At 65.5% G+C, this 19,956-nt stretch carries 21 protein-coding genes; 7 read left to right on the forward strand and 14 right to left on the reverse strand.

Annotated features, from left to right (window positions below):
- The first annotated feature begins 27 nt into the window (after positions 1-27).
- The 3 genes from QCE69_RS37800 to QCE69_RS37810 are packed head-to-tail and all read left to right on the forward strand — an operon-like array spanning position 28 to position 3,578.
- Entirely contained in the window at positions 28-1,188 is a 1,161-nt protein-coding gene (locus tag QCE69_RS37800) for an acyl-CoA dehydrogenase (protein WP_309935941.1), read from the forward strand.
- Positions 1,189-1,210: 22 nt separating this feature from the next.
- Positions 1,211-2,806: an acyl CoA:acetate/3-ketoacid CoA transferase gene (locus tag QCE69_RS37805; protein ID WP_309935942.1), complete on the forward strand. Its 1,596-nt coding sequence runs from the start codon at positions 1,211-1,213 to the stop codon at positions 2,804-2,806.
- Positions 2,799-3,578 carry an enoyl-CoA hydratase/isomerase family protein gene (locus QCE69_RS37810; RefSeq protein ID WP_309935943.1) on the forward strand — a complete coding sequence of 260 codons (780 nt, stop codon included), beginning with the start codon at positions 2,799-2,801 and terminating at the stop codon, positions 3,576-3,578. Before QCE69_RS37805 ends, QCE69_RS37810 begins: the two co-directional genes overlap by 8 nt.
- Positions 3,579-3,593: 15 nt before the next feature.
- On the opposite strand, the gene QCE69_RS37815 is transcribed toward QCE69_RS37810, so the two are convergent.
- Genes QCE69_RS37815 through QCE69_RS37825 form a run of 3 tightly spaced genes read right to left on the reverse strand, consistent with a single transcriptional unit; the run spans position 3,594 to position 6,351 of the window.
- Positions 3,594-4,439, reverse strand: coding sequence for a sugar phosphate isomerase/epimerase family protein (locus tag QCE69_RS37815; protein ID WP_309927670.1), 846 nt, complete (start codon positions 4,437-4,439; stop codon positions 3,594-3,596).
- Between the two features lie 9 nt (positions 4,440-4,448).
- A complete protein-coding gene (locus QCE69_RS37820) occupies positions 4,449-5,216 on the reverse strand; it encodes a 3-ketoacyl-ACP reductase (RefSeq protein WP_309927673.1) in 768 nt (255 codons plus the stop codon).
- 1 nt (position 5,217) lies between these two features.
- Positions 5,218-6,351, reverse strand: coding sequence for an acyl-CoA dehydrogenase family protein (locus QCE69_RS37825; RefSeq protein WP_309935944.1), 1,134 nt, complete (start codon positions 6,349-6,351; stop codon positions 5,218-5,220).
- 178 nt (positions 6,352-6,529) lie between these two features.
- On the opposite strand from QCE69_RS37825, the gene QCE69_RS37830 reads away from it, so the two are divergent.
- Positions 6,530-6,943: a thioesterase family protein gene (locus QCE69_RS37830; RefSeq protein WP_309935945.1), complete on the forward strand. Its 414-nt coding sequence runs from the start codon at positions 6,530-6,532 to the stop codon at positions 6,941-6,943.
- 139 nt (positions 6,944-7,082) lie between these two features.
- A complete protein-coding gene (locus QCE69_RS37835) occupies positions 7,083-7,979 on the forward strand; it encodes an oxidoreductase (RefSeq protein ID WP_309935946.1) in 897 nt (298 codons plus the stop codon).
- 27 nt (positions 7,980-8,006) lie between these two features.
- Here QCE69_RS37835 and QCE69_RS37840 read toward each other — a convergent pair whose 3' ends face one another.
- From QCE69_RS37840 to QCE69_RS37860, 5 genes are read right to left on the reverse strand one after another with little or no spacing between them, the layout of a single operon-like run.
- Entirely contained in the window at positions 8,007-8,498 is a 492-nt protein-coding gene (locus QCE69_RS37840; RefSeq protein WP_309935947.1) for a hypothetical protein, read from the reverse strand.
- Positions 8,492-8,635, reverse strand: a complete 144-nt coding sequence (locus QCE69_RS37845; protein ID WP_309935948.1) for a hypothetical protein — start codon at positions 8,633-8,635, stop codon at positions 8,492-8,494. The genes QCE69_RS37840 and QCE69_RS37845 overlap by 7 nt, the downstream gene beginning before the upstream one ends.
- A 6-nt stretch (positions 8,636-8,641) precedes the next feature.
- The gene (locus QCE69_RS37850; RefSeq protein ID WP_309935949.1) at positions 8,642-9,019 is read right to left on the reverse strand and encodes a hypothetical protein; all 378 of its coding nucleotides are present in this window, start codon (positions 9,017-9,019) and stop codon (positions 8,642-8,644) included.
- 33 nt (positions 9,020-9,052) lie between these two features.
- On the reverse strand, positions 9,053-9,262 hold the full coding sequence (locus QCE69_RS37855) for a hypothetical protein (protein ID WP_309935950.1): 210 nt from the start codon (positions 9,260-9,262) through the stop codon (positions 9,053-9,055).
- Positions 9,189-10,238: a winged helix-turn-helix domain-containing protein gene (locus QCE69_RS37860; RefSeq protein ID WP_309935951.1), complete on the reverse strand. Its 1,050-nt coding sequence runs from the start codon at positions 10,236-10,238 to the stop codon at positions 9,189-9,191. Before QCE69_RS37860 ends, QCE69_RS37855 begins: the two co-directional genes overlap by 74 nt.
- A 201-nt stretch (positions 10,239-10,439) precedes the next feature.
- Here QCE69_RS37860 and QCE69_RS37865 point away from each other — a divergent pair, with 201 nt between their 5' ends.
- On the forward strand, positions 10,440-11,681 hold the full coding sequence (locus QCE69_RS37865) for an FAD-binding oxidoreductase (RefSeq protein WP_309927689.1): 1,242 nt from the start codon (positions 10,440-10,442) through the stop codon (positions 11,679-11,681).
- A 17-nt stretch (positions 11,682-11,698) separates the two neighbouring features.
- Here the strand turns inward: QCE69_RS37865 and QCE69_RS37870 are convergent, their stop codons facing one another.
- The 5 genes from QCE69_RS37870 to QCE69_RS37890 form a co-directional block, all read right to left on the reverse strand.
- Positions 11,699-12,922, reverse strand: a complete 1,224-nt coding sequence (locus QCE69_RS37870; RefSeq protein ID WP_309935952.1) for a Gfo/Idh/MocA family oxidoreductase — start codon at positions 12,920-12,922, stop codon at positions 11,699-11,701.
- 34 nt (positions 12,923-12,956) lie between these two features.
- Entirely contained in the window at positions 12,957-13,601 is a 645-nt protein-coding gene (locus QCE69_RS37875) for a DUF1275 family protein (protein ID WP_309935953.1), read from the reverse strand.
- Between the two features lie 348 nt (positions 13,602-13,949).
- The gene (locus QCE69_RS37880) at positions 13,950-14,231 is read right to left on the reverse strand and encodes a DUF3253 domain-containing protein (protein WP_309935954.1); all 282 of its coding nucleotides are present in this window, start codon (positions 14,229-14,231) and stop codon (positions 13,950-13,952) included.
- The gene (locus QCE69_RS37885; RefSeq protein ID WP_309935955.1) at positions 14,228-15,799 is read right to left on the reverse strand and encodes a sensor domain-containing diguanylate cyclase; all 1,572 of its coding nucleotides are present in this window, start codon (positions 15,797-15,799) and stop codon (positions 14,228-14,230) included. Before QCE69_RS37885 ends, QCE69_RS37880 begins: the two co-directional genes overlap by 4 nt.
- Positions 15,800-16,004: 205 nt before the next feature.
- The gene (locus QCE69_RS37890) at positions 16,005-18,071 is read right to left on the reverse strand and encodes an EAL domain-containing protein (protein ID WP_309935956.1); all 2,067 of its coding nucleotides are present in this window, start codon (positions 18,069-18,071) and stop codon (positions 16,005-16,007) included.
- 506 nt (positions 18,072-18,577) lie between these two features.
- On the opposite strand from QCE69_RS37890, the gene QCE69_RS37895 reads away from it, so the two are divergent.
- Positions 18,578-18,961, forward strand: a complete 384-nt coding sequence (locus tag QCE69_RS37895; protein ID WP_309927702.1) for a hypothetical protein — start codon at positions 18,578-18,580, stop codon at positions 18,959-18,961.
- 17 nt (positions 18,962-18,978) lie between these two features.
- Here QCE69_RS37895 and QCE69_RS37900 read toward each other — a convergent pair whose 3' ends face one another.
- On the reverse strand, positions 18,979-19,884 hold the full coding sequence (locus QCE69_RS37900) for a LysR family transcriptional regulator (protein WP_404987875.1): 906 nt from the start codon (positions 19,882-19,884) through the stop codon (positions 18,979-18,981).
- Positions 19,885-19,956 lie beyond the last annotated feature (72 nt).

Consider the following 19,956-nt stretch of genomic DNA (forward strand, 5'->3'; position numbering starts at 1 on the left):
TACAGGCATAGGGGAGCACAAAAGCCGATGGACTTCACGCTGAGCGACACGCAGATGATGCTGATAGAAACGGCGCGCCGCTTCGTGCGGACCGAGTTGCAGCCGCTTGAACAACAGGTGGAGGACGAAGGCGTGTTGTCGCCTGAGCGTGCGCGCGATTTGCAAAAGCGCGCCCAGGCGCTCGGCCTGTACGCGGTCAACATGCCCGCTGAACTGGGCGGCGGCGGATTGAGTACAGTCGATGCCATGCTGTGCGAGGAACAGTTCGGCCACAGCTCGGACATCCTCGTGCGACGCGCCTTCGGCAACGTCTACGACGCGCTGCTGGCCTGCGAAGGCGAGCAGATCGAGCGCTGGCTCGCGCCCGCGATTCGAGGCGAGCGCACGTGCGGTCTCGCGATCACCGAAACCGGCGCGGGCTCGGACGCTCAAGCCATCAAGACCACGGCCCGCAAGACTGCGTCCGGCTGGGTATTGAACGGCAGCAAGCACTTCATCAGCGACGCGCAATGGAGCGACTTCTTCCTCGTCTCGGCCCGCACCGGCGAGCAGGAGATCTCGCTGTTCGTGGTGGACAAGGCATTGCCCGGCTTCACCGTGGGCCGCGATCAGCCGATGATGGGCCTGCGCGGCACGCCCCATCACGAACTCTTCTTCGACGATGTCCCACTGGAACCGCTCGCACTGCTCGGCCGCGAGGGTGAAGGCTTCCGGCTCGCCATGCGGATGCTCGGCCGTGTGCGCCTGGCGCTGGTGGGCGCGCGCGGCATCGGCAAGGCGGCGCATGTGCTGGAAATGATGATCGGCTATGCGGGCGAGCGGCGCCAGTTCGGCGAACGCATCGGCGACTTCCAGATAATTCAGCAGCTCATCGCCGACAGCGTGATGGAGATCAACGCGGCGCGGCTGATGCTGCTCAACGCGGCCAGCATGATGGACGCAGGGCTGGACGCGCGCGACTGGATCTCGATGGTCAAGGTGCAGTCGTCAGAAACGCTCGGCCGCGTGGTGGACCGCGCGGTGCAGGTGTTCGGCGGCATGGGGTTCTGCAAGGAACTGGCCATCGAACGGTATTACCGCGATGCACGCGTCTACCGCATCTTCGACGGCACCTCGGAGATTCATCGCGGCATCATCGCGCGCAATGCGCTGAAGCGCGGCGCAGCGCTGTTCGACCTGCACCGCTGAGCCCAGCCCTCTTCCTCACGACATGAACAAACTCATCACCGCCGACGCCGCAGCCCGGCTGATCCGCACGGACGATGTTGTCAGCATCAGTTCGTCGAGCGCGCTCGGCTGCCCGGACAAGGTGCTGGCCGCCATCGGCGCGCGCTTCGAGCGCGAGGGCCAGCCGCGCAATCTCACGACGCTGAACCCGATCGCCGCCGGCGACATGTACGGCGTGAAGGGCATCGATCATCTCGCGCGGCCCGGGCTGCTCGCGCGCACGCTGGCCGGATCCTATCCGAGCGGGCCTTCCTCGCTGCCGATGCCCGACATCTGGCGCATGATCGTCGAGAACCGGATCGAGGCCTACAACGTTCCGAGCGGCATCCTGTTCGACATGCACCGGGACGCCGCCGCGCGACGTCCCGGCGTGCTGACGAAAGTCGGCATGGGCACCTTCGTCGATCCCGATCTGCAAGGCTGCGCGATGAACGCCGCTGCGTCCGCGCGGCCGATCGTGCGGCGCGTGTCCTTCGACGGCGAGGACTGGCTCTATTTTCCGGCGCTCGTGCCGCGCGTGGCGATCATCCGCGCAACCACCGCCGACGAAGCAGGCAACCTGAGCTATGAGCACGAAGGCGCGTTGCTCGGCGGGATCGATCAGGCATTGGCCGCGCGCAATCATGGCGGCATCGTGATCGCGCAGGTCAAGCGCGTGGTGAAGTCCGGCACGCTGCGTCCACACGATGTGCGCGTGCCCTGCAATCTGGTCGATTACATCGTCGTGGATCCGGATCAGTGGCAGACCACCCAGACACCCTACGACCCCGCCATCAGCGGCGAGATCGCGTTGCCATCGAGTGCTTTCGAGCCTACGCCGTGGGGGCCGGAGAAGGTCATCGCCCGACGTGCGGCGATGGAACTCGCGCACGGCCATGCCGCCAACCTGGGCTTCGGCATCTCGGCCAACGTGCCGCGCATCCTGCTCGAAGAAGGCCTGCATGGCGCGGTGACATGGGCCATCGAGCAAGGCGCCGTCGGCGGCATGCCGCTGCTTGGCTTCGCGTTCGGCTGTGCGTCGAATGCGGATGCCATCGTGCCTTCACCGAATCAGTTCGCGTACTTTCAGGGCGGCGGATTCGATATCGCGCTGCTGTCCTTCCTGCAAGTGGACAGCGACGGTAGCGTGAACGTCTCGCGGCTCGCATCGAAACCGTATCTGACCGCGGGCTGCGGCGGCTTCGTCGATATCACGGCCCACGCGCGGCGCATCGTGTTCTCCGGCTTCTTCACCGCAGGCGCGCAACTGCAAGTGGGCGACGGCAAGCTCGCGATCCTGAAGGAAGGCCGCACCCGCAAATTCGTGCAGGCCGCCGAGCAGATCACCTTCAGCGGGCGCGTCGGCCGCGAGCGCGGGCAACGCGTGACTTATGTTACCGAGCGCTGCGTCATCGATCTGCTCGAAGACGGCCTCGCCGTGACCGAGATCGCGCCCGGCGTGGACCTGCAACGCGACATCCTGGAGCAGGCCGAAGTCGCACTCAAGGTGTCGCCCGACCTGCGCCCGATGAACCCCGCCCTGTTCACCGACGCGCCCTTCGGACTGCGCCTGAAACCTCGCGAGACCCGCCATGACTGACCATTTTGTTTCCGTCGCCCGCGAGGCTCACGTCGCCACCGTCACGCTGGAGCGGCCGGACAAGCTCAACGCGCTGACGCCCGCGATGCTGGAAACGCTGGAACAGATCGCGCGCGAACTCGAAGCCGACACGGCGACGCGCATCGTCATCCTCACGGGCAGCGGCGCCACGGCGTTCTGCGTCGGCGCGGACATCAACGAATGGGCCGCGCTCGAACCGCTCGACATGTGGCGGCGCTGGGTGCGCCGGGGACATCAGGTCTTCGATCAATGGGCGCGACTGCGTCAGCCGGTGATCGCGGCGGTTAACGGCCATGCGTTCGGCGGCGGACTCGAACTGGCGATCACCGCGGACGTGCGCATCGCGGCCACGGAAGCCCGCTTTGCGCTGCCGGAAGCATCCATCGCGACCTGTCCCGGATGGTCGGGCACGCAGCGGCTGGTGCGGCTCATCGGCGCCAGCCACGCGAAGTATCTGGCATTGAGCGGCACACGCCTGAGCGCCGCCGATGCCCACGCCTGCGGGCTGGTTCATGAAGTCGTGCCGCGCGAGCAACTGACGGTGCGCGCGCAAGAATTGGCCCGCGAGATGGCCGCGCGTGCGCCGGTGGCGTTGCAGCTGACGAAGCAATTGATGAACGCCGCCAGCGGCGAGGAATCCGCCGCGACGCTCGAAGCGATGGCAGGCGCACTCGCCGCGAGCACGCAGGACGCGGCGGAAGGCATTCGCAGTTTCAGGGAAAAGCGTCCGCCGCTTTATGAAGGACGTTGACGCGGATCGAGCGCTTCAGCAGCACTCGAACAAGCGCTCGCGGCACACGCGCAGCGTTTCGTCGGCGGGACGCGTCCACCAGTCCAGTCGCGAGAAGATCTCCACTTCTACCGGACCGTCATAGCCCGCACCTTCGACGGCCGCACGCAGGCGCTTCAGATCGATCACGCCGTCGCCCATCATGCCCCGGTCCTGCAACGGGTCACGGGTTTCGAGAAGCCAGTCGCATACATGCAGCGCGAGAATGCGCTGCCCCGCGCGGGCGATCGCCGGCATCAGCGCCGGATCCCACCACACATGGTAGGCATCGACGGCCACACCGAAGCTGCCCGTGCGCGACGGGTCCAGACGGTCGCACCAGTCGAGCGCCTGATCGAGCGTGTTGAGCAGGCTGCGGTCGGCGGCATAGACCGGATGCAGCGGTTCGAGCGCAATGCGCACGCCCGTCTCGTCGATCGTCGGCTGCAAGGCGGCGAGGCCGTCGAGAATCTGTTTGCGGGCATCGTCGATATCGCGCGAACCGGACGGCAACCCGCCCACCACCGCGACCAGCAGCGGCGCGCCGAGCACTGCCGCGGTTTCCAGCGCGCGGCGGTTCGAATCGAGCGCCGCGCGACGGCCCGCTTCATCAGGCGCGGCAAAGTATGCGGTGCGGCAATAGGCATTGACCTTCAACCCGGCCGCCCGGATTGCGCTGGCGGCTGCTTGCGGGCGCATCTCGTCAACTTCGTGACGCCACGGCGTGATCCAGCCGAAGCCCTGTTCCGCGATGCGTGCCGCCGTCACGTCGATTGCCTCGCGATGACCCAGCGTCGCGGTATTGATGCAGCAGAGATCGCCGCGTCCGTTCAGTTCGCGCATGGCATGGCCTCAGAAGCGCTGGATCATCAGGCCGCCGTCCACGCGCACTTCCTGCGCGACGGTATAGGGCAGCAGTCCGGCCGCCATCGTGCGGATCACGCGCGCCACGTCTTCAGGCTGACCCCAGCGCGGCGTCGCGGTCATGCCCTCGGCGATCAGCGCATCGTATTTCGCCTTCGACGGCGCGGTCATCTCGGTCAGGATCAGACCGGGCTGCACCTCGAATACGCCGATGCCATGCGACGCCAGCCGCAGCGCGAACAGGCGCGCCGCCATCGACAGCGCGCTCTTCGACATGCAGTATTCGCCCCGCTCGACCGAAGCGACCACCGCGTTCGACGACGTCACGAACACGATGCTGCGCGCCCCCTCGCCGGCCGGCGTCTGTTGAGTCATCTGCCGCGCCACGGCCTGCGACAGGAAGAACGTGCCGCGCGTGTTGATATCGAAGCAGCGGTCATAGCTTTGCGGGTTCACGTCGAGCAAATCGCCACGGTTGAGCACCGAGACGCCCGCGTTATTCACCAGGCAGTCGATGCCGCCGAAGCGCGCCGTGATGGCATCGAGCGCGGCCGCGTGAGCGTCGATGTCGCCGATGTCGAGATCCAGCGGCAGGCAGGCACGCCCGAGCGCCTCGACTTCGGTGACGAGCGACTGAAGACGCTCCGCGTCGCCGAGCGCGATGGCGGCGATATCGAACCCTTCAGCGGCCAGCGCCAGTGCGACGGCCCGTCCGATGCCGCGCGACGCGCCCGTGACGACTGCGCTTTTACTCATATCATGCCTTCATTAATTGACGCGCAATGATGATGCGCTGAATCTGGTTCGTGCCTTCGTAGATCTGCGTGATCTTGGCGTCGCGGTACAGGCGTTCCACTTCGTAGCCGCGAATGGTGCCGCTGCCGCCAAAGATCTGAATGGCGTTGCTGGTGTGCTGTACCGCTGCGTCGCCGGCGAAGCACTTGGCCATCGAGGCTGCGGCGGTCGCTTCGAGGCCCGCGTCCATCCTGCTCGCGGCCGCGCGCACCAGCAGGCGCGCCGCCTCGCAGTCCTTGGCCATGTCGGCCAGCATGAACTGGACAGCCTGGAACTCGGCGATGGCCTGGCCGAACTGCTTGCGCATCTTCGCCTGTTCGACACCCGCCTCCAGCGCGGCCTGGATGATGCCCACGGCCAGCGCCCCGATCCCCACGCGCCCTTTCTCGAGCACGCTCATCATCATGTGGAAGCCGCGGCCTTCGGTGCCGAGCAGTGCATCGGCGGGCAGCCTGACTTCATCGAAATGCAGTTCGCCGACCTGCGACGCGCGCTGTCCCAGCTTGTGCTCCTTCGGTCCGCGCGACACGCCGCGCGCTGCGCAATCGACGATGAAAATGCTCATGCCGCGCTTGCCCGCAGCGGGGTCCGTGCGAGCCAGCACGAGCGCTACATCGGCGACGGGCGCGTTGTGAATCCACAACTTGGAGCCGCTGAGCAGCCAGCCTTCGCCGTCGCGCACGGCCGTGGTCTTCACGCCGGAGACATCGCTGCCCGCGCCGGCCTCGGTGATGCAATACGCGCCCTTTGTCTCGGCACGCACCAGCGGTCCGAGCCAGCGGTCGATCTGTGCCGGCGTGCCATGCCGGCTCAACAGCGTGCTGAGCAATTCGACCAGACCGCACTGATCCGCGACCGAGGCATAACCGCGACTCAACTCCTCCATCACGATGGCATACGCGAGGCAATCCAGCCCCGCGCCGCCCAGCGAATCCGGCACGGTGATGCCGAACAGGCCGGTCTCGCCCATCTGCCGGTAGATCTCCGCCGGAAAGCTTTCTTCGCGGTCCAGCCGCTCAGCTTGTGGACGGATGACTTCGTTGGCGAAGCGCCGGGCCATGTCGGCGACCTGCTGATGCTCGGTGGACAGAATCACCTCGTCTCCTCGGTTGTGGTCTTGCATTCGGGTGCTGTGATCGGCTGATCCGTGAGCGTTACTCTATGCCAAGTAGATCGATCTAGCAAGTTGAGGAATTCACTCGCTGGTTCACTGGACGCTGGCCGATCTGGCGCACTACCATACGGCTGGCTCAACTCAATCCGAGGTCGGACGCGTGCTCAAGGAAACGATTTTTCGTGTCGAGGTGCAGTTCGGCGATTGCGATCCCGCGGGGATCGTGTTCTTCCCGAACTTCTCGCGCTGGATGGATGCCGCATCGCACGATTACTTCATGCAATGCGGTCTGCCGCCGTGGCGGAATCTGGACGCATTGCCCGGTTGCGTGGGCGCGCCGCTGCTGGAAATCCACAGCCGCTTTCATGCGTCGGCCACGTATGGCGAAACGCTCGAGATTCGTACGTCCACCGAGGAATGGCGCAACAAGGTCTTCATTCAGGCACATCGCATCCTGCGCGGCGATACGCTGATCTGCGAGTTTCGCGCGACACGCGCGTTGTGCGTCAAGCTGGCGGATGGCACGCTCAAGGCAGTCGCGATACCGGAGTTCATTCGGGCGGCGTGTGAGTGAGCGATTGCGTGCGGCACCCTCCGCTTACAGCAAGCATGCAGTCCATGCGTTCCGCAGCAGCCTGAGGCAACTTGCGCTACCCTCGCGTGCTGACGCCCGGGCCCCTGCCCGGCAAACAGACAAGGGACGCCAGCACACGATGACCCAGCGTGACACCATGAAAATCGCCCTGATCGGCCCGGGGGCAATCGGCACCACCGTCGCCGCCGCGTTGCATGAGACCGGCCGCACGCCCACCCTGTGCGGCCGCACCGCGCTTCCGCAACTGGAGTTGCGCTTCGAAGGCGAACGCATCATCGTGCCGGGACCGGTGCGGACCCGTCCGGAAGAGATCAAGGACACTTACGACCTGGTATTCGTCGCCGTCAAGTCGACGCAGATCGATGCCGCAGCGCCCTGGCTCTCCGTCCTGTGCAATGACAGGACCGTGGTCTGCGTGCTGCAGAACGGCGTCGAACAGAAGCAGCTCTTCGCGCCGTATCTGTCGGGCAATCCGGTGCTGCCTTCCGTCGTCTGGTTTCCCGCGCAACGCGAACCGGACGCCTCGGTGTGGCTGCGCCGCGAAGCGCGTCTCACCTTGCCGGACCTGCCTGAAAGCCGCCTCGTGATGGAAGTGATGCACGGTACGCGCTGCCGCGCCGACATCGCGGAAGACTTCGCCTCAGTCGCCTGGCGCAAGCTGTTGCTGAACGCGGTGGCGGGCCTGATGGTGCTGAGCGGCCGCCGCGCCGGCATGTTTGCCCGTGACGACATCGCCGGATTGGCGCTTGCCTATGCAAAGGAATGTCTTGCAGTAGCACGGGCCGAAGGTGCGACGCTGGGCGATGAAGTGGCGCAGGAAATCGTCGATGGCTTTCGCCGCTCGCCAGCCGACCTGGGCACCTCGATCCTCGCCGACCGGCAAGCGGGCCGCCCGCTCGAATGGGATTGCCGCAACGGCGTGGTGCAGCGCCGTGGCCGCGCGCACGGCATTGCAACACCGATCAGCGATTTCGTGGTGCCGCTGCTGGCTGCGGCCAGTGACGGGCCGGGTTGAGCGCGATGCACGTTCAACAGCAGCGTGTCACTCCGCCGCGCGCCAGCTGTCGAGCAACGCCCGCGCTTCCCTGACATCGACGATCGCGCAGCCTGGCGGAAACCGCTCGCATACCTCGGACAGCAGTGCGCGCGCATGACGGCTTTCACCTTGCGCGTGCTTGTAACGCGCCAGACTCTTCGCCGCACGCAGTTCGAGGAACAACGCGCCCTGCTGACGCGCGACCTCGAGCGCCTGCTTGAACAAGCCCTCCGCATCGCCACTACCGGACGCCGCGCGAATCTCGCGCGCGATACGCAACAGTTCCGGCAGATTCCACAGTTCGTCGTGCTGCTTCGCACGTGCGAGCGCGTCGTCGATGACCGCCTGCGCCTCCGCATGCCGCCCGAAGCGCGACAGACCATGCACGTAGAGCCCGGCAAACAGCGTCTGGCGCATGCCGAGATGCTCGCGTTCGAGCTGCGCCAGCGCGTCGCTGAGAATCGTCAGGCCCTGACGCTCGTTCCGCTCGATCAGCAAGGCGCCGTGAAGGCCGCGCGCATGGCATCGAAGAGCGCGAGGCCGTTCTTCGCCACACAATCCTGCAGGATGTCGAGCGCTTCTTCGGCGGCGTCGAGATCGCCCGCGTAGAAGCTCAGCGGAATGAACGCGAACACCAGCACCTAGCCGACGGTCAGCGTATGGCCGCTTGCCTCGGCATTCCTGCGCGCCCGGTATGCCTCCTCCAGCGCGCGTTCCGCGCAGCCCTGGAACCACAGGACACTGGCCATCAGCGAACGCGTGCCCTCGCGTCCGTTCACGTGGTTATCCGACAGTTGCGACTGTCGACATTGGGCATCGAAGGCTTCGAGCACGCCGGCAAGCAAGCGCCGCGCTTCAGCCTGCCTGCCCATGTGATGCCAGGCAAAGGCTGTGAGCCGGCTGCCCTCCGATATCGCGTCTCCGATCACGCCGGCGGGCGTCAGGCGTGCGTCGCTTGCCACGGCCGCCGCTGATTCCAGCGCGAACGCCGCCGGAAAGACGCCCAGCCGCCGCAGCACGACACGTCCGGCTTCGGGAAGCAGCTGATGGCTTCAGTCGAGTGTCGCGAGCAGCGTCTTCTGGCGCTCCGGGGCGGTGCGGCGGCCTTGGGCGAGCGTCGCGAAGCGGTCGTCGAGCAGCTCGAAGAGTTCGCGGACGCCGAACGCATCCAGACGCGTGGCCGCCAGTTCAATCGCGAGAGCAATGCCGTCGAGCCTGCGGCAGATGCGGGCGAGCAGCGGCGCTTCCTCGCCGGTCGGCATGAAGCCGCCGCGCGCGGCCTCGGCGCGCGCCACGAAGAGTTCCACCGCCGGATAACGCAGCGCTTCGGCCATCGTCATGGTTGGCAGAGTCGGGCGGACTTGCGAGCGGCTCCAGCCGGTACACATGTTCTCCGAGCGCCTGCAACGGCTCGCGGCTCGTCGCCAGCACCGTCAGGGACGGCGCCGCCGCGATCAGCTTCTCCGCGACGACCGCGGCCGCCTCGATCACGTGCTCGCAGTTGTCCAGCACCACGAGTTGCGGCCGGCGCTGCAAGCGGACGGTGTTCGTCAGCGCCTGCAGGATGTCGTCCGAATGCACGGCGAGACCCATCGCGTGCGCGACGGCGTGAGGAACGAAACGCGCATCGGACAGCCGCGACAGATTGACGAACCAGACATCGTGCTGCCCCGCCTGCTCTCTCTGGTGCGCGAGCGCCAGCGCAACCGTGGTCTTGCCGATGCCGCCGTGACCGGCCACCGTCAGGATGCGCGTGCGCGTCAGCCGGTCCCGCAAGGTGCGGATGGTCTCCGCGCGGCCGACCGGACGCACCAGCGCCGCAGGCAGGTTGTGCGACGCCGCGTGCGGGGCTTGCGGCAGATCCGCGCCGGATGAGACCGCCTCGCGCTTGACGGGCGCCACGAACTGATAGCCGCGCCCCACCACGGTCGCGACGAAGCGCTGGTCGTTGGCCGCTTTCCCCAGCGCCTTGCGCAGCGCGGCGATATGGACCTTGAGATTGCTGTCTTCGACCACGGCGCGCGGCCAGGCGCGCGCCATGAGTTCCTGCTTGGTGACCAGCTCGCCGCGACGTTCCACCAAAGCGGTCAACAGGTCGAAGGCACGTCCGCCGATGAGCACGCGCGCATCGCCATCGAGCAGCATCTGTTGCGACGGAACGAGCCTGAACGATCCGAACAGATAGACCACTTCTGTCGCGTCGTCGGCAGGGCCGCTTTCGAACGGGGTGCTGGGCATGATCGGGCTGTCGGAACGGCCTCGGGGCCGTCACAGGAAAATGAAAGGAAACAGCGCCGCATCAGTCTAGCCCGTATCACCCCTGCTCAATGGAAGCTGTCCCGCCTCGCGGTCGCGTCACACGAAACCGGCATGACCTGAGACAATCCGCTCACACCTTCAGGGACATGTCATGCGCCAGGCTTGCACGGAGTCTTTGCAATGAAGTTCGATACCCTCGTACTCGGCGCCGGCATGGTGGGCGTATCGGTTGCCGTGCATCTGCAACGCCGCGGACTCGCGGTCGCGTTGGTCGACCGCAAGGCGCCGGGCAACGAGACCTCGCTGGGCAATGCGGGGCTGATCCAGCGCGAAGGCGTGTATCCGTATGCGCTGCCCCGCGACGCCGCCACGCTGTTGCGCTATGCCGGCAACCGTTCGGCCGAGGTCCGCTATCACCCGCGCGCGTTGCCCGCCTTCGTGCCCTTCCTGCTGCGCTACTGGCACCATTCGCGCGCGGACCGGCATGCGGCCATCGCACGGTCCTATGCCACGCTGATCGAGCACTGCGTCAGCGAACATCGCGAGCTTGCCGAAGCAGCGGGCGCGCAGGGGCTGCTGCGCCCGGGCGGCTGGCTCAAGGTCTTTCGCAGCGCGGCTGCACAGGATGCGGAACGGCGCACGGCGCAGCGCTGGCATGAAGAATACGGCGTCGCCTACCAGGTGCTCGATGCCGCGCAGCTGCAACGTGAAGAACCCTCGCTGAGTCGCGCGCTGAGCGGCGCGCTGCGCTATACCGACGCCGTGTCCGTCAGCGATCCCAACGCGCTCGTAACGGCTTACGCGCGTTATTTCGAGCAGCTGGGAGGCCGTGTTTTCGTCGGCGATGCGGCGACGCTCGCGCCGCAATGGCAGGTCGAGACGGCCACGGGACGCATCGAGGCGCGTGCGGCCGTGATCGCGCTCGGTCCATGGTCGGAGCGGCTCACGTCACGTCTGGGCTACGCGCTGCCGCTCGTCGTGAAGCGCGGCTATCACATGCACTACGCGGCGGCCGATGGCGCGCAATTGCATCAGCCGGTGCTCGACGCGGAGCGAGGCTATCTGATCACGCCGATGGCGCGCGGCATCCGCCTGACGACGGGCGCGGAACTGGCCTACTGCGACGCGCCCGCCACGCCGGCGCAGCTCGACGCGCTCGAACCCGTCGCGCGCGCGACCTTTCCGCTCGGCGCGCGTCTCGATGACACGCCGTGGCTCGGCCGGCGTCCCTGCACGCCGGACATGATGCCGGTCATCGGCCGGGCGCCGCGTCATGACGGCCTGTGGTTCGCTTTCGGTCATGCGCATCACGGACTGACGCTCGGCCCCGTGACCGGGCGGCTGATTGCAGAGATGATGACGGGCGCCGCGCCGGTGGCCGACCCGTTTCCGTTCCGGGCCGAGCGGTTCGCGAGAGGTTGAACGGACCGGCAGGCGTCTCACTCGTCGAGACGCACCGGCCTGCCTTCGCGCGCGGAGCGATATAACGCTTCCATCAGCACCTGATCGCGCAGACCTTCTTCACCGGGCGTGTCCGGCTCGCTTCCGTCGCGCACGCATCGCGCGAAGTGATCGATCTCGAGCATGAACTGATCCTTGAATTCGAGCCGCGGCTCATCGACTTGTTCGATATCGCCTTCGCGATGCGCGATCCGCATGCGCTGCCCCTTGTAGGCGAAGGCGTTCTCCACGTCGATCCAGCCTTTCTCGAGACGGATGCGCATGTCCTTCGACTCATGCGCGCCATAGCTCGCCGCGCAGTTGGCAATGGCGCCGGAGGGGAAGCGCAGCATGAACGCAATCGTCTCTTCCACTTCGCGATAACGCTCGTCCGCCGCCGGATTGACGATCTGCGCATACACCTCCACGGGCTCTTCGCCGAGCACATGGCGCACGCCGTTCAGGCAATACAGCCCGATGTCCGGCAATGCACCGCCTCCCGCGAGCGCCGCCCGCAGCCGCCATTGCTCGCCCGAGCCCTGCACCTGCGCATTGGTCGCCTCGATCACGCGCGCCCTGCCGAGTGCGCCCGACTGCACCCGGCGCGTGGCCTCGCTGTTGAAGACCTCGAACTGACAGCGGTAAGCGATCATCAGCTTCACGCCCGCCTTCGCGCAGGCGTCGATCATCTGCCGCGCCTCGTCGGCGGTGTTCGCCATGGGCTTCTCGCACAGCACGTGTTTGCCTGCCTGCGCCGCGGCGCTCACGTGCTCCAGGTGCAGGCCATTCGGCGTGACGACGTACACGGCCTGAACGTCGGCATTGTCCGCGAGGCGTGACATCTCGGCGTATGAATACACCGACTGCTCGTCGATGCCGTATTGCTTCGCCACCGCCCGCGCCTTGTCGGGGCTGCCCGAGACGAGCGCCGTGACGCGCGCGTCCTTGCAGGCGTTGAAGGCGGGAAGGATCTGCTCCAGCGCCAGACGGCCCAGCCCGATCACCGCAAATCCCACGCGCTGATCCGGCGCCGATGGTGCGGGCGGAGGCGGCGAAGGTTTGTCGGCGTCGCCCTTCCAGTTCCCGAAGCGAACCTTGCCGTCCTCGACCGTGCCGAGATCGATGGCGGCGGGCGTCTGCGACTGCCCGGGCGCGGGGAGCGACGGACCATCGGGCGTGCCGGGACCGCTTACGGTGAATCTGGCCTTGTCGTGTGTGGACATGATGCATCCTCCTGCGTTGAGTGGTTCATTCGGATCATGCTTGCGGCGCATTGCGTGCAAGCAGCGCAACGCATGCACCCGCGAAGGCCGTCGCCGCCAGAATCGCGAGCGCACCCGTGCCATATAAAAAGTCGAGCAACGTACTGAGCGCCGCGCCGGCGACGAACGCCATCCATCGCCCGACGCCGGCTGCCGCCGCGCTGAACTTCCCTTCTCCCAGATGCCGCGCGATGCGGATGAAGTTGCCTGTGATGAACGAAATGCCTGGCTCATCGGCGCGGGTCTGGTTGATTGCGCCGATGCCCGCCGCGATCAGGCAGGTGGCGGTCACCGGATACGCGGTGCCTGCTAACGGCACGGCGCAGGCCAGCAGCAACGCGGTGGATGTCAGGCAGACCGGGGCACGCCAGCTCGGCAGGCGTGCCGCGAGCCATGCGGCAAGCGTCGCCGCGACGAAGAAGCTGGCGATCACGCTCACGAGCGGCAGCGCCTTGCTCCATGCGCCGGCGATCAATGACTGGCCGAGCTTGGTCGAATTGCCGGTCATGTAGACAGCCAGCAGGTCCTTGCTGTGAAGCATGATGAGCGCGTCGGTACCGCCCGCGATGGCCACGAGCGCAAGCACAGGCACGGCGGTATCGGCCATGTCTCTCAGCCAGGACGTGACGGACGAAGGCATGTTCGTGTTGTGTGGGGAGGGCGTGGTCCGGAAGCTTCCACGGTCCGCAAATTCGGTGCCTGTGGGATGAGGCCGGGCGTCAGGACGATCTCGCTTTCAGAGACTTGTCATGAGCCTGCGCGCGGTGAAAGCGCCGGAGCGGGTGATGGCAGCGCGGACGTCTGTCACGGGAGCAACTGGTGCGGCAGTGCTGTCAGCGCGTGGTCATCGCCGAACGCTTACGGGATGAATCCGGGCAGCTTCAGGCTGGCCGAAGCGCGCGCTCCCCGGCCAGCGCGATGTCGCGAATGACCTATCTGATGTCGTGATCGATGTGCCGGCATACGGTGTCGGCATCTGAACCCGGCGTCAACCGCTCGCCGGGAAGCCTGGCCCGCGACGCAACCGGATCCGGCCATGGCCGATGTCGTCCGGGTCGAGCGTCGTTTCTCCCTGCGTGATCTTCAGTCGCTGCCGATGCGCCATCCGCGCAGCCACGTCCCGCACCGCGGGCATCAGGTCGCGCCAGCCGTCTTCATCGTGGGTGAGCGCACGCGCAACGTCCGACGGACAAATGGACGCCGTCTCGGCGCGGCTGCGCAGCAGATCGAGCACGCATCGTTCGATGTCCGGAGCGGATACGCGTGTCATTTGACGGTCTCGTCCGCGAGGCTGCGGGATCGACGCCCCGCATCGGCGTGCAGCGTGTCACGCGCAAGCTTCGTCTTGCGGACCGGATTCGCTTCCACCGTGACGATCGATACGCGATTGCGACCGTCACGCTTTGCGTCATACAGGGCTTCATCGGCGCGACGCATCGCTGTTTCGAGAGTCGTGCCGTCGTCCGGCTGGCAGAGCGCCACGCCGATGCTCACCGTCACCGGCGCCAGCGGCGTGGGCTGCGGCATCCCGCTTTCTTCCGCGCAGGCGGCGACATCGGTCAGGATGGCGTCGGCGACATCCTCGGCGCGGCGCGGCGTGCAGTCGGCCAGCACGACGATGAACTCCTCGCCGCCATAGCGCGCGACGATGTCGTTCTGCCGGCGCGCCCGCCGCGTCAGGCAATGCGCGACGAAGCGCAACGCCCGGTCGCCCGCCACGTGGCCATGCGTGTCGTTATAGGCCTTGAAGTGATCGGCATCGACGAACATGATCGCCATCGGCAGCCGATGCCGCACGGCCCGCGCCCACATCGCCGGCAGCGTCGCGTCCAGGCCGCGACGGTTGGCGACGCCCGTCAGCCCGTCCGTGTCCGCAATTGCAATCAGCCGCGCCTGCGCCGCATCGCGCTGGCGCACCGCGAACACGAGCAGCCACACGACGATCGTGAACGCGCACGACACCACGACACTCAACGCGCCGATGATGAGCGAACGATGCTTCCACTCTTCGGTGATTTCATCCATGGCCGGCGCGACCATGGCGACAAGATTGCTGTCCTCCACGTTCGCGAACGTGGACAGACGCTCGACACCATCCACCGGCGACTTCGCGACGAATGAACCGCCCTTCGGTCCGAGCATGGACAGGAACGCGGGTGAGGCAACGGAAATCATTTTGCTGCGGCTCACCTGCGGATAGCGCGCGAGGATGAAACCGTCGGTCTGCATGATGGTGGCGGCGCCGTGTGTGCCCAGCTTGACGCCGTCGACCAGCTGCTGGAAATAGTCGAGGTCGAGCGCGATCAGCGCGACGCCGCCAAAGCTGCCGTCCGCCTTCGAAATGCGGCGACTGAGCGCGATGGAAGGACTGCCGTTCCTCAGCCGGGATTCATAAGGCTTCGAGATGAACAGGCCCACGTCGTCGCGGTTCTTGTGCACGAGAAAGTAATCGCGATCGGCGAGGTTCAGCGTTGGAAAGAGCCGTGCGCGCCCCTGCACGATCCGGCCCTCCTCATCCACGGCGTAGATGCCCATCACGTGGGGCGCCATGGTCGCGCGGTCGAACAGCATCTGCCTGCGCAACTCCGGCGGCAACGCGAGAATTTCCGGATTCGACACCCCGTCCACCACGGCCTGCAAGGAAAGGTCGTAGACCTGCAGGTTGCGGCTCATGTCGCGCGCAAGGGCGGCGGCCACGTTCTCGGAGGTGTCGCGCGCCTTGTCCAAAGCCTCTTGCCTGCCGGAGACCAGGACCACGGCCGTCGTGATCAGAACCGCGAGGCAGACGAAGGTCGTGCTCAGCGCGATAAGGATCGCGTGCCTGTCGACCCAGGACATCGTCCAGCGTGATTCCTTTCCGAGGGTTGATGACTGCTTCAACCGTGCTCTCCTTCGCGAACGCGGTTCTGTCAGAAACCGCGCGCCCTCTCTCGTTTTGAATAATTTTTGACCAGCGTTCCGGTTTTTTCCGGAACAGTCCCGCATCCTAACGTCCCGGACGCCATTCCGGTGGACAGCGGCTGCCTTGGAAGCCGAACAGAGGCTAATCGGACACGACCCGGCCGGCTTCGACAGCCTTCACGAACTGTTCCGGCGCCATGGGCCGTCCCAGCAGAAAGCCCTGCAACATATCGCAGCCCAGCTGGCTCAGGAAGGCCTGCTGCTCCTCCGTTTCGACGCCCTCCGCAACGACTCGCAGATTGAGAGTCCGCCCCAGCGCGACGATCGCCGCCACGATGGCCGCGTCCTCGGTATCGCGCCTCAGATCGCGAATGAAGCCCCGGTCGATTTTCAGTTCATGGGCAGGCAGCCGCTTCAGATAAAGAAGACTGGAATAACCCGTTCCGAAATCATCGATAGCAATCCGCACGCCTGTCTCGCGCAACTGTTTCAGCACGCTCAGGCTGACTTCGACGTCGTGCATCGCGGTGGATTCGGTGATCTCCAGAATCAGGTGACGCGGTTCGAGCCGATGCTGAATGAGCGCCTGGCGCACGACCTGCACGAGACTCGTGTGGACGAACTGCGTGGCCGACAGATTCACGGCGACGCTCCAGTCCGTGTGCCCCGCCTCGACCCAGATGCGCATCTGACGGCAGGCCTCGTTGAGAGCCCATTCGCCGATGGGCACCATCAGCCCGCTCTTCTCTGCAATCGGGAGAAACTCGTCCGGCGCCATCAGGCCCCGCGACGGATGCTTCCAGCGCAGCAGCGCTTCCGCCCCCACCACGGGACCGCTCCGCGCTTCGAATTTAGGCTGATAGTGCAGGATCAGTTCGCCGCCCGACAGCGCCATGCGCAGCTCGCGCGCCAGCTGCATGTGCTCGTAGGCGTCGGCGTGCATGGACGGCTCGAAGAAGCAGTAGTTGTTGCGGCCCATGGCCTTGGCGCGGTACATCGCCGTATCGGCGCTCGACAACAGCTCGCTCTGGGTCCGGCCATGCTCGGGATAACAGGCAATGCCGATACTCGTTGACACCTGGATTTCATGCTCGCCCGCCGAGTACGGTTCTTCAACGATGCGGATCAGCGTGGCCGCGATGTTCGCGACGTCCGCAGGCCGGGTGACGTCGCACAGCAGGACGAACTCGTCGCCGCCCACACGGGCGAAGGTGTCGTTCTCGCGCATGCTGGCGCCGATGCGTCGCGAGACGTCGATCAGCAAGCGGTCTCCCACCTGGTGCCCGAATGCGTCGTTGACGGCCTTGAAGCCATCGAGGTCGAGGAACATCAGCGTGAAGTGCCGCCCCTGCTGGATGAGCTGGTTCAGGCGGTCATCGAGCAGGACGCGGTTGGGCAGCCGGGTCAGGCTGTCATGCAGGGCGAGATGGATCAGCTCCTTGTTGGCTTCCGCGAGCGACCGGGACAGCGCGGCGGTACGCAGTTCGAGCCTGAGTTCCAGCACCGATACGATCAGCGCGATGCTCAGCACCGCCACGGTCACGACGATGACGATCGCTGCCAGCCATGACGTGTTCGTCCCGTGACGCGCCGCCTCGCATATGCTGCCCAGCGGAAAATGCGCGGCCGCCATGCCGGTGTAATGCATGCCGACGATGGCCGACCCCATCAGCAGCGATGCGCCGCCGCGAAACAGGAACACCCCGGCCGCCCTGCCGCGGATATGGAAGGCCGTCCACAAGGCCGCGCCCGACGCCGCAACGGCGATGACAATGGACAGCGCCACCAGGCTCCAGTCGTAGTCGATGACCGGGTTCATCTGCATCGCGGCCATGCCCGTGTAGTGCATGCCGGCGATGGCGGGCCCCATGAGCAGTGAGCCGAGCATCAGCCGGCGCCACGGCAGCGCGTACTGGCTGACGAGCCATAACGCAAAGGTGGATGCCGCGATGGCGATCAGCAGCGACAGGAAGGTGATGGCCGGGTCATAGCCGACGGGGATGGGCAGATCGAAGGCGAGCATGCCGACGAAGTGCATCGACCAGATGCCGAGCCCCATTGCACAACCGCCGCCGACGAGCCAGAAGAGGCCGGCCAGCCCTTTGGCCGATGCCACACGGCCGGCCATGTCGAGCGCGGTATAGGAAGCCAGGATCGCTACGAACAGCGAACAGACGACGAGGAGCGGATTATAGGAAGTGGCGAGCATGTATTCCGGATTGCTTTTTTTAGCAACGCTTGTGTGTTGCTGGTATTCCAAGAATGAACAGCTTCAACCTCGTGCGTATCTGCTTCCGAAACAGATGCACGCGACATTCTGAACCGAACGTGCGCAACTGTCACAGCATTTTCGTGCACTCAAAAAGCCCTTGATGAAACGGTCTGACCGTCCGTTTCCGAATAAAGCTTCATGCAGGTTCCATGCCAATTGTCTTACCAGAAACGTATGCGCGTAACCCATACGCAGCGGGTGTCACGCGGTCCGTTACGTTACATGCACACAGTGTTACGTCCATTCGTCCCGTGCGTACGTATTGCATTAATGACCCAGGATGTTATCGATGGAACTTGCGAAAGGAAGTGGGATCAGGCTCTGTGGCACGCTGCATAGCGTGCGCAACGGAAAGGACGAGTGGTTCAAAAAGACATTCCGCCTTACCGGTGTATTACTCGGCATGACGATTGCACATTGGTCGCGCCAGTCACGACGTATGGATGGAGAACGAAATCATGGAAAGCGGAAGCGTGGGTTACAGCTATCTCGGGATTCCCGAGCGTCTGGCCGGCGTGCTGTGGGCTACCGTGCGCGAGATGCAGATGAGTCTGGCGGGCCGGGAGGATTCTTCATGGGCGCAATTGACCAGTGCTTCGCTCAGCCGGTGTGTATTGCACTTTGCCTGTCTCTACCGGGAACACGGCAGCCGTGACCCGCGCCCCGAGGTAGCCTGCTCCGAAGTCTTCCACCTGTTCTCCGAGCAATTGCTCTCCGATACGACCGCCGCCGAATGGCGCGTGCCCGATCATCTCGTTCCTGTCGTGGCTGGGGCGATCGCCGCCTGCGGTGAACTCGTCGTCGATCGCATGAACCGCGTCGTGTGAAGAGCGCCATCCTCCTTTCACGCACTGCCATGGAGCTGTTGCAGAAGGTCCAGGAACAGATCGAGCGCGCGCGTGCGGGGCCGCGAGATCTCGGTGATGGCGCTGATGGTGTTTTCGTACACGGGCACGCCCGGCACCTTGACGAGCGCCTGCCGCTTCGCAAACGAAGCCGCATAGAACTGCGGCAGCAAGCCGACATAGTGGCCTGACAGCACGAGCATCGCGACCGCCTCCAGACCCGAAGCCGACGGCCCGCGCGCCATGCCGAGCGTATTGAGCATCTCGTGCACGAAGGGTTGCGACCGATACACCAGCGGCAGCGCCGCGGCATCACGGAGACTGCGGCGCGCCACATAAAGCTGCTGGCGCTCGATGAAGAGCGGCAAGTAGTGAAAGCCGGCCTCGCGCCGGTACATTCCGCGAATCGCCACCTGCACGCGACGCTCGCGCAACGCGAGATCGAGCTCATTGAAGGTCATCACGCGCAGTTCCACGCTCACGTCCGGCGCCAGTTCCTTGAGCGAGGCCAGTGCTTCCGGCAGATGACAGCCTTCGTCGCTGACGATGTGCTCGACCATGCCGATGGCGAGCGTTCCGGACAACACGCCGCGCACCGCATCGATTTCCGGACGGATGCGCGCGAGCGACATCAGCGCATCGCGTGCGAGTTCGAGCGCCACCTTGCCCGCGTGCGTCAACACGAAGCCTGACGGCCCGCGTTCGCACAGCCGCGCCCCGAGTGTTTCCTCGACCTCGCGGATATGCCGGCTGATCGACGCCTTCGACATGTTGAGCTGCTTCTCGGCGGCGGCAAAACCATTCGCCTGCGCGACCGAGCAGAAGATGCGCAGCGACCGGAGGTCACGCTCGCTGAAGTCGGGGCGCTTCACGACGGAATGTTTGACGGGGGGTCGTTCGGACATGGCAGCGAAGAAAAGAGCTTTGAAAAAGGTTACGTTTTTCGGAACCATACCGATAAAAAAATCATTTTTCAC

This window comes from Caballeronia sp. LZ032, assembly GCF_031451315.1.
Taxonomy (GTDB): domain Bacteria; phylum Pseudomonadota; class Gammaproteobacteria; order Burkholderiales; family Burkholderiaceae; genus Caballeronia.

Bases quoted from the DNA above. Each gene is read 5' to 3' on its own strand.
- QCE69_RS37880 (WP_309935954.1), bottom strand. From the start codon at position 14,231: ATGACACGCGTATCCGCTCCGGACATCGAACGATGCGTGCTCGATCTG.
- QCE69_RS37890 (WP_309935956.1), bottom strand. From the start codon at position 18,071: ATGCTCGCCACTTCCTATAATCCGCTCCTCGTCGTCTGTTCGCTGTTC.
- QCE69_RS37860 (WP_309935951.1), bottom strand. From the start codon at position 10,238: ATGCCCAGCACCCCGTTCGAAAGCGGCCCTGCCGACGACGCGACAGAA.
- QCE69_RS37885 (WP_309935955.1), bottom strand. From the start codon at position 15,799: ATGTCCTGGGTCGACAGGCACGCGATCCTTATCGCGCTGAGCACGACC.
- QCE69_RS37805 (WP_309935942.1), top strand. From the start codon at position 1,211: ATGAACAAACTCATCACCGCCGACGCCGCAGCCCGGCTGATCCGCACG.
- QCE69_RS37810 (WP_309935943.1), top strand. From the start codon at position 2,799: ATGACTGACCATTTTGTTTCCGTCGCCCGCGAGGCTCACGTCGCCACC.
- QCE69_RS37855 (WP_309935950.1), bottom strand. From the start codon at position 9,262: ATGCCGACCGGCGAGGAAGCGCCGCTGCTCGCCCGCATCTGCCGCAGG.
- QCE69_RS37800 (WP_309935941.1), top strand. From the start codon at position 28: ATGGACTTCACGCTGAGCGACACGCAGATGATGCTGATAGAAACGGCG.
- QCE69_RS37835 (WP_309935946.1), top strand. From the start codon at position 7,083: ATGACCCAGCGTGACACCATGAAAATCGCCCTGATCGGCCCGGGGGCA.
- QCE69_RS37865 (WP_309927689.1), top strand. From the start codon at position 10,440: ATGAAGTTCGATACCCTCGTACTCGGCGCCGGCATGGTGGGCGTATCG.
- QCE69_RS37900 (WP_404987875.1), bottom strand. From the start codon at position 19,884: ATGTCCGAACGACCCCCCGTCAAACATTCCGTCGTGAAGCGCCCCGAC.
- QCE69_RS37875 (WP_309935953.1), bottom strand. From the start codon at position 13,601: ATGCCTTCGTCCGTCACGTCCTGGCTGAGAGACATGGCCGATACCGCC.
- QCE69_RS37870 (WP_309935952.1), bottom strand. From the start codon at position 12,922: ATGTCCACACACGACAAGGCCAGATTCACCGTAAGCGGTCCCGGCACG.
- QCE69_RS37815 (WP_309927670.1), bottom strand. From the start codon at position 4,439: ATGCGCGAACTGAACGGACGCGGCGATCTCTGCTGCATCAATACCGCG.
- QCE69_RS37895 (WP_309927702.1), top strand. From the start codon at position 18,578: ATGGAGAACGAAATCATGGAAAGCGGAAGCGTGGGTTACAGCTATCTC.
- QCE69_RS37820 (WP_309927673.1), bottom strand. From the start codon at position 5,216: ATGAGTAAAAGCGCAGTCGTCACGGGCGCGTCGCGCGGCATCGGACGG.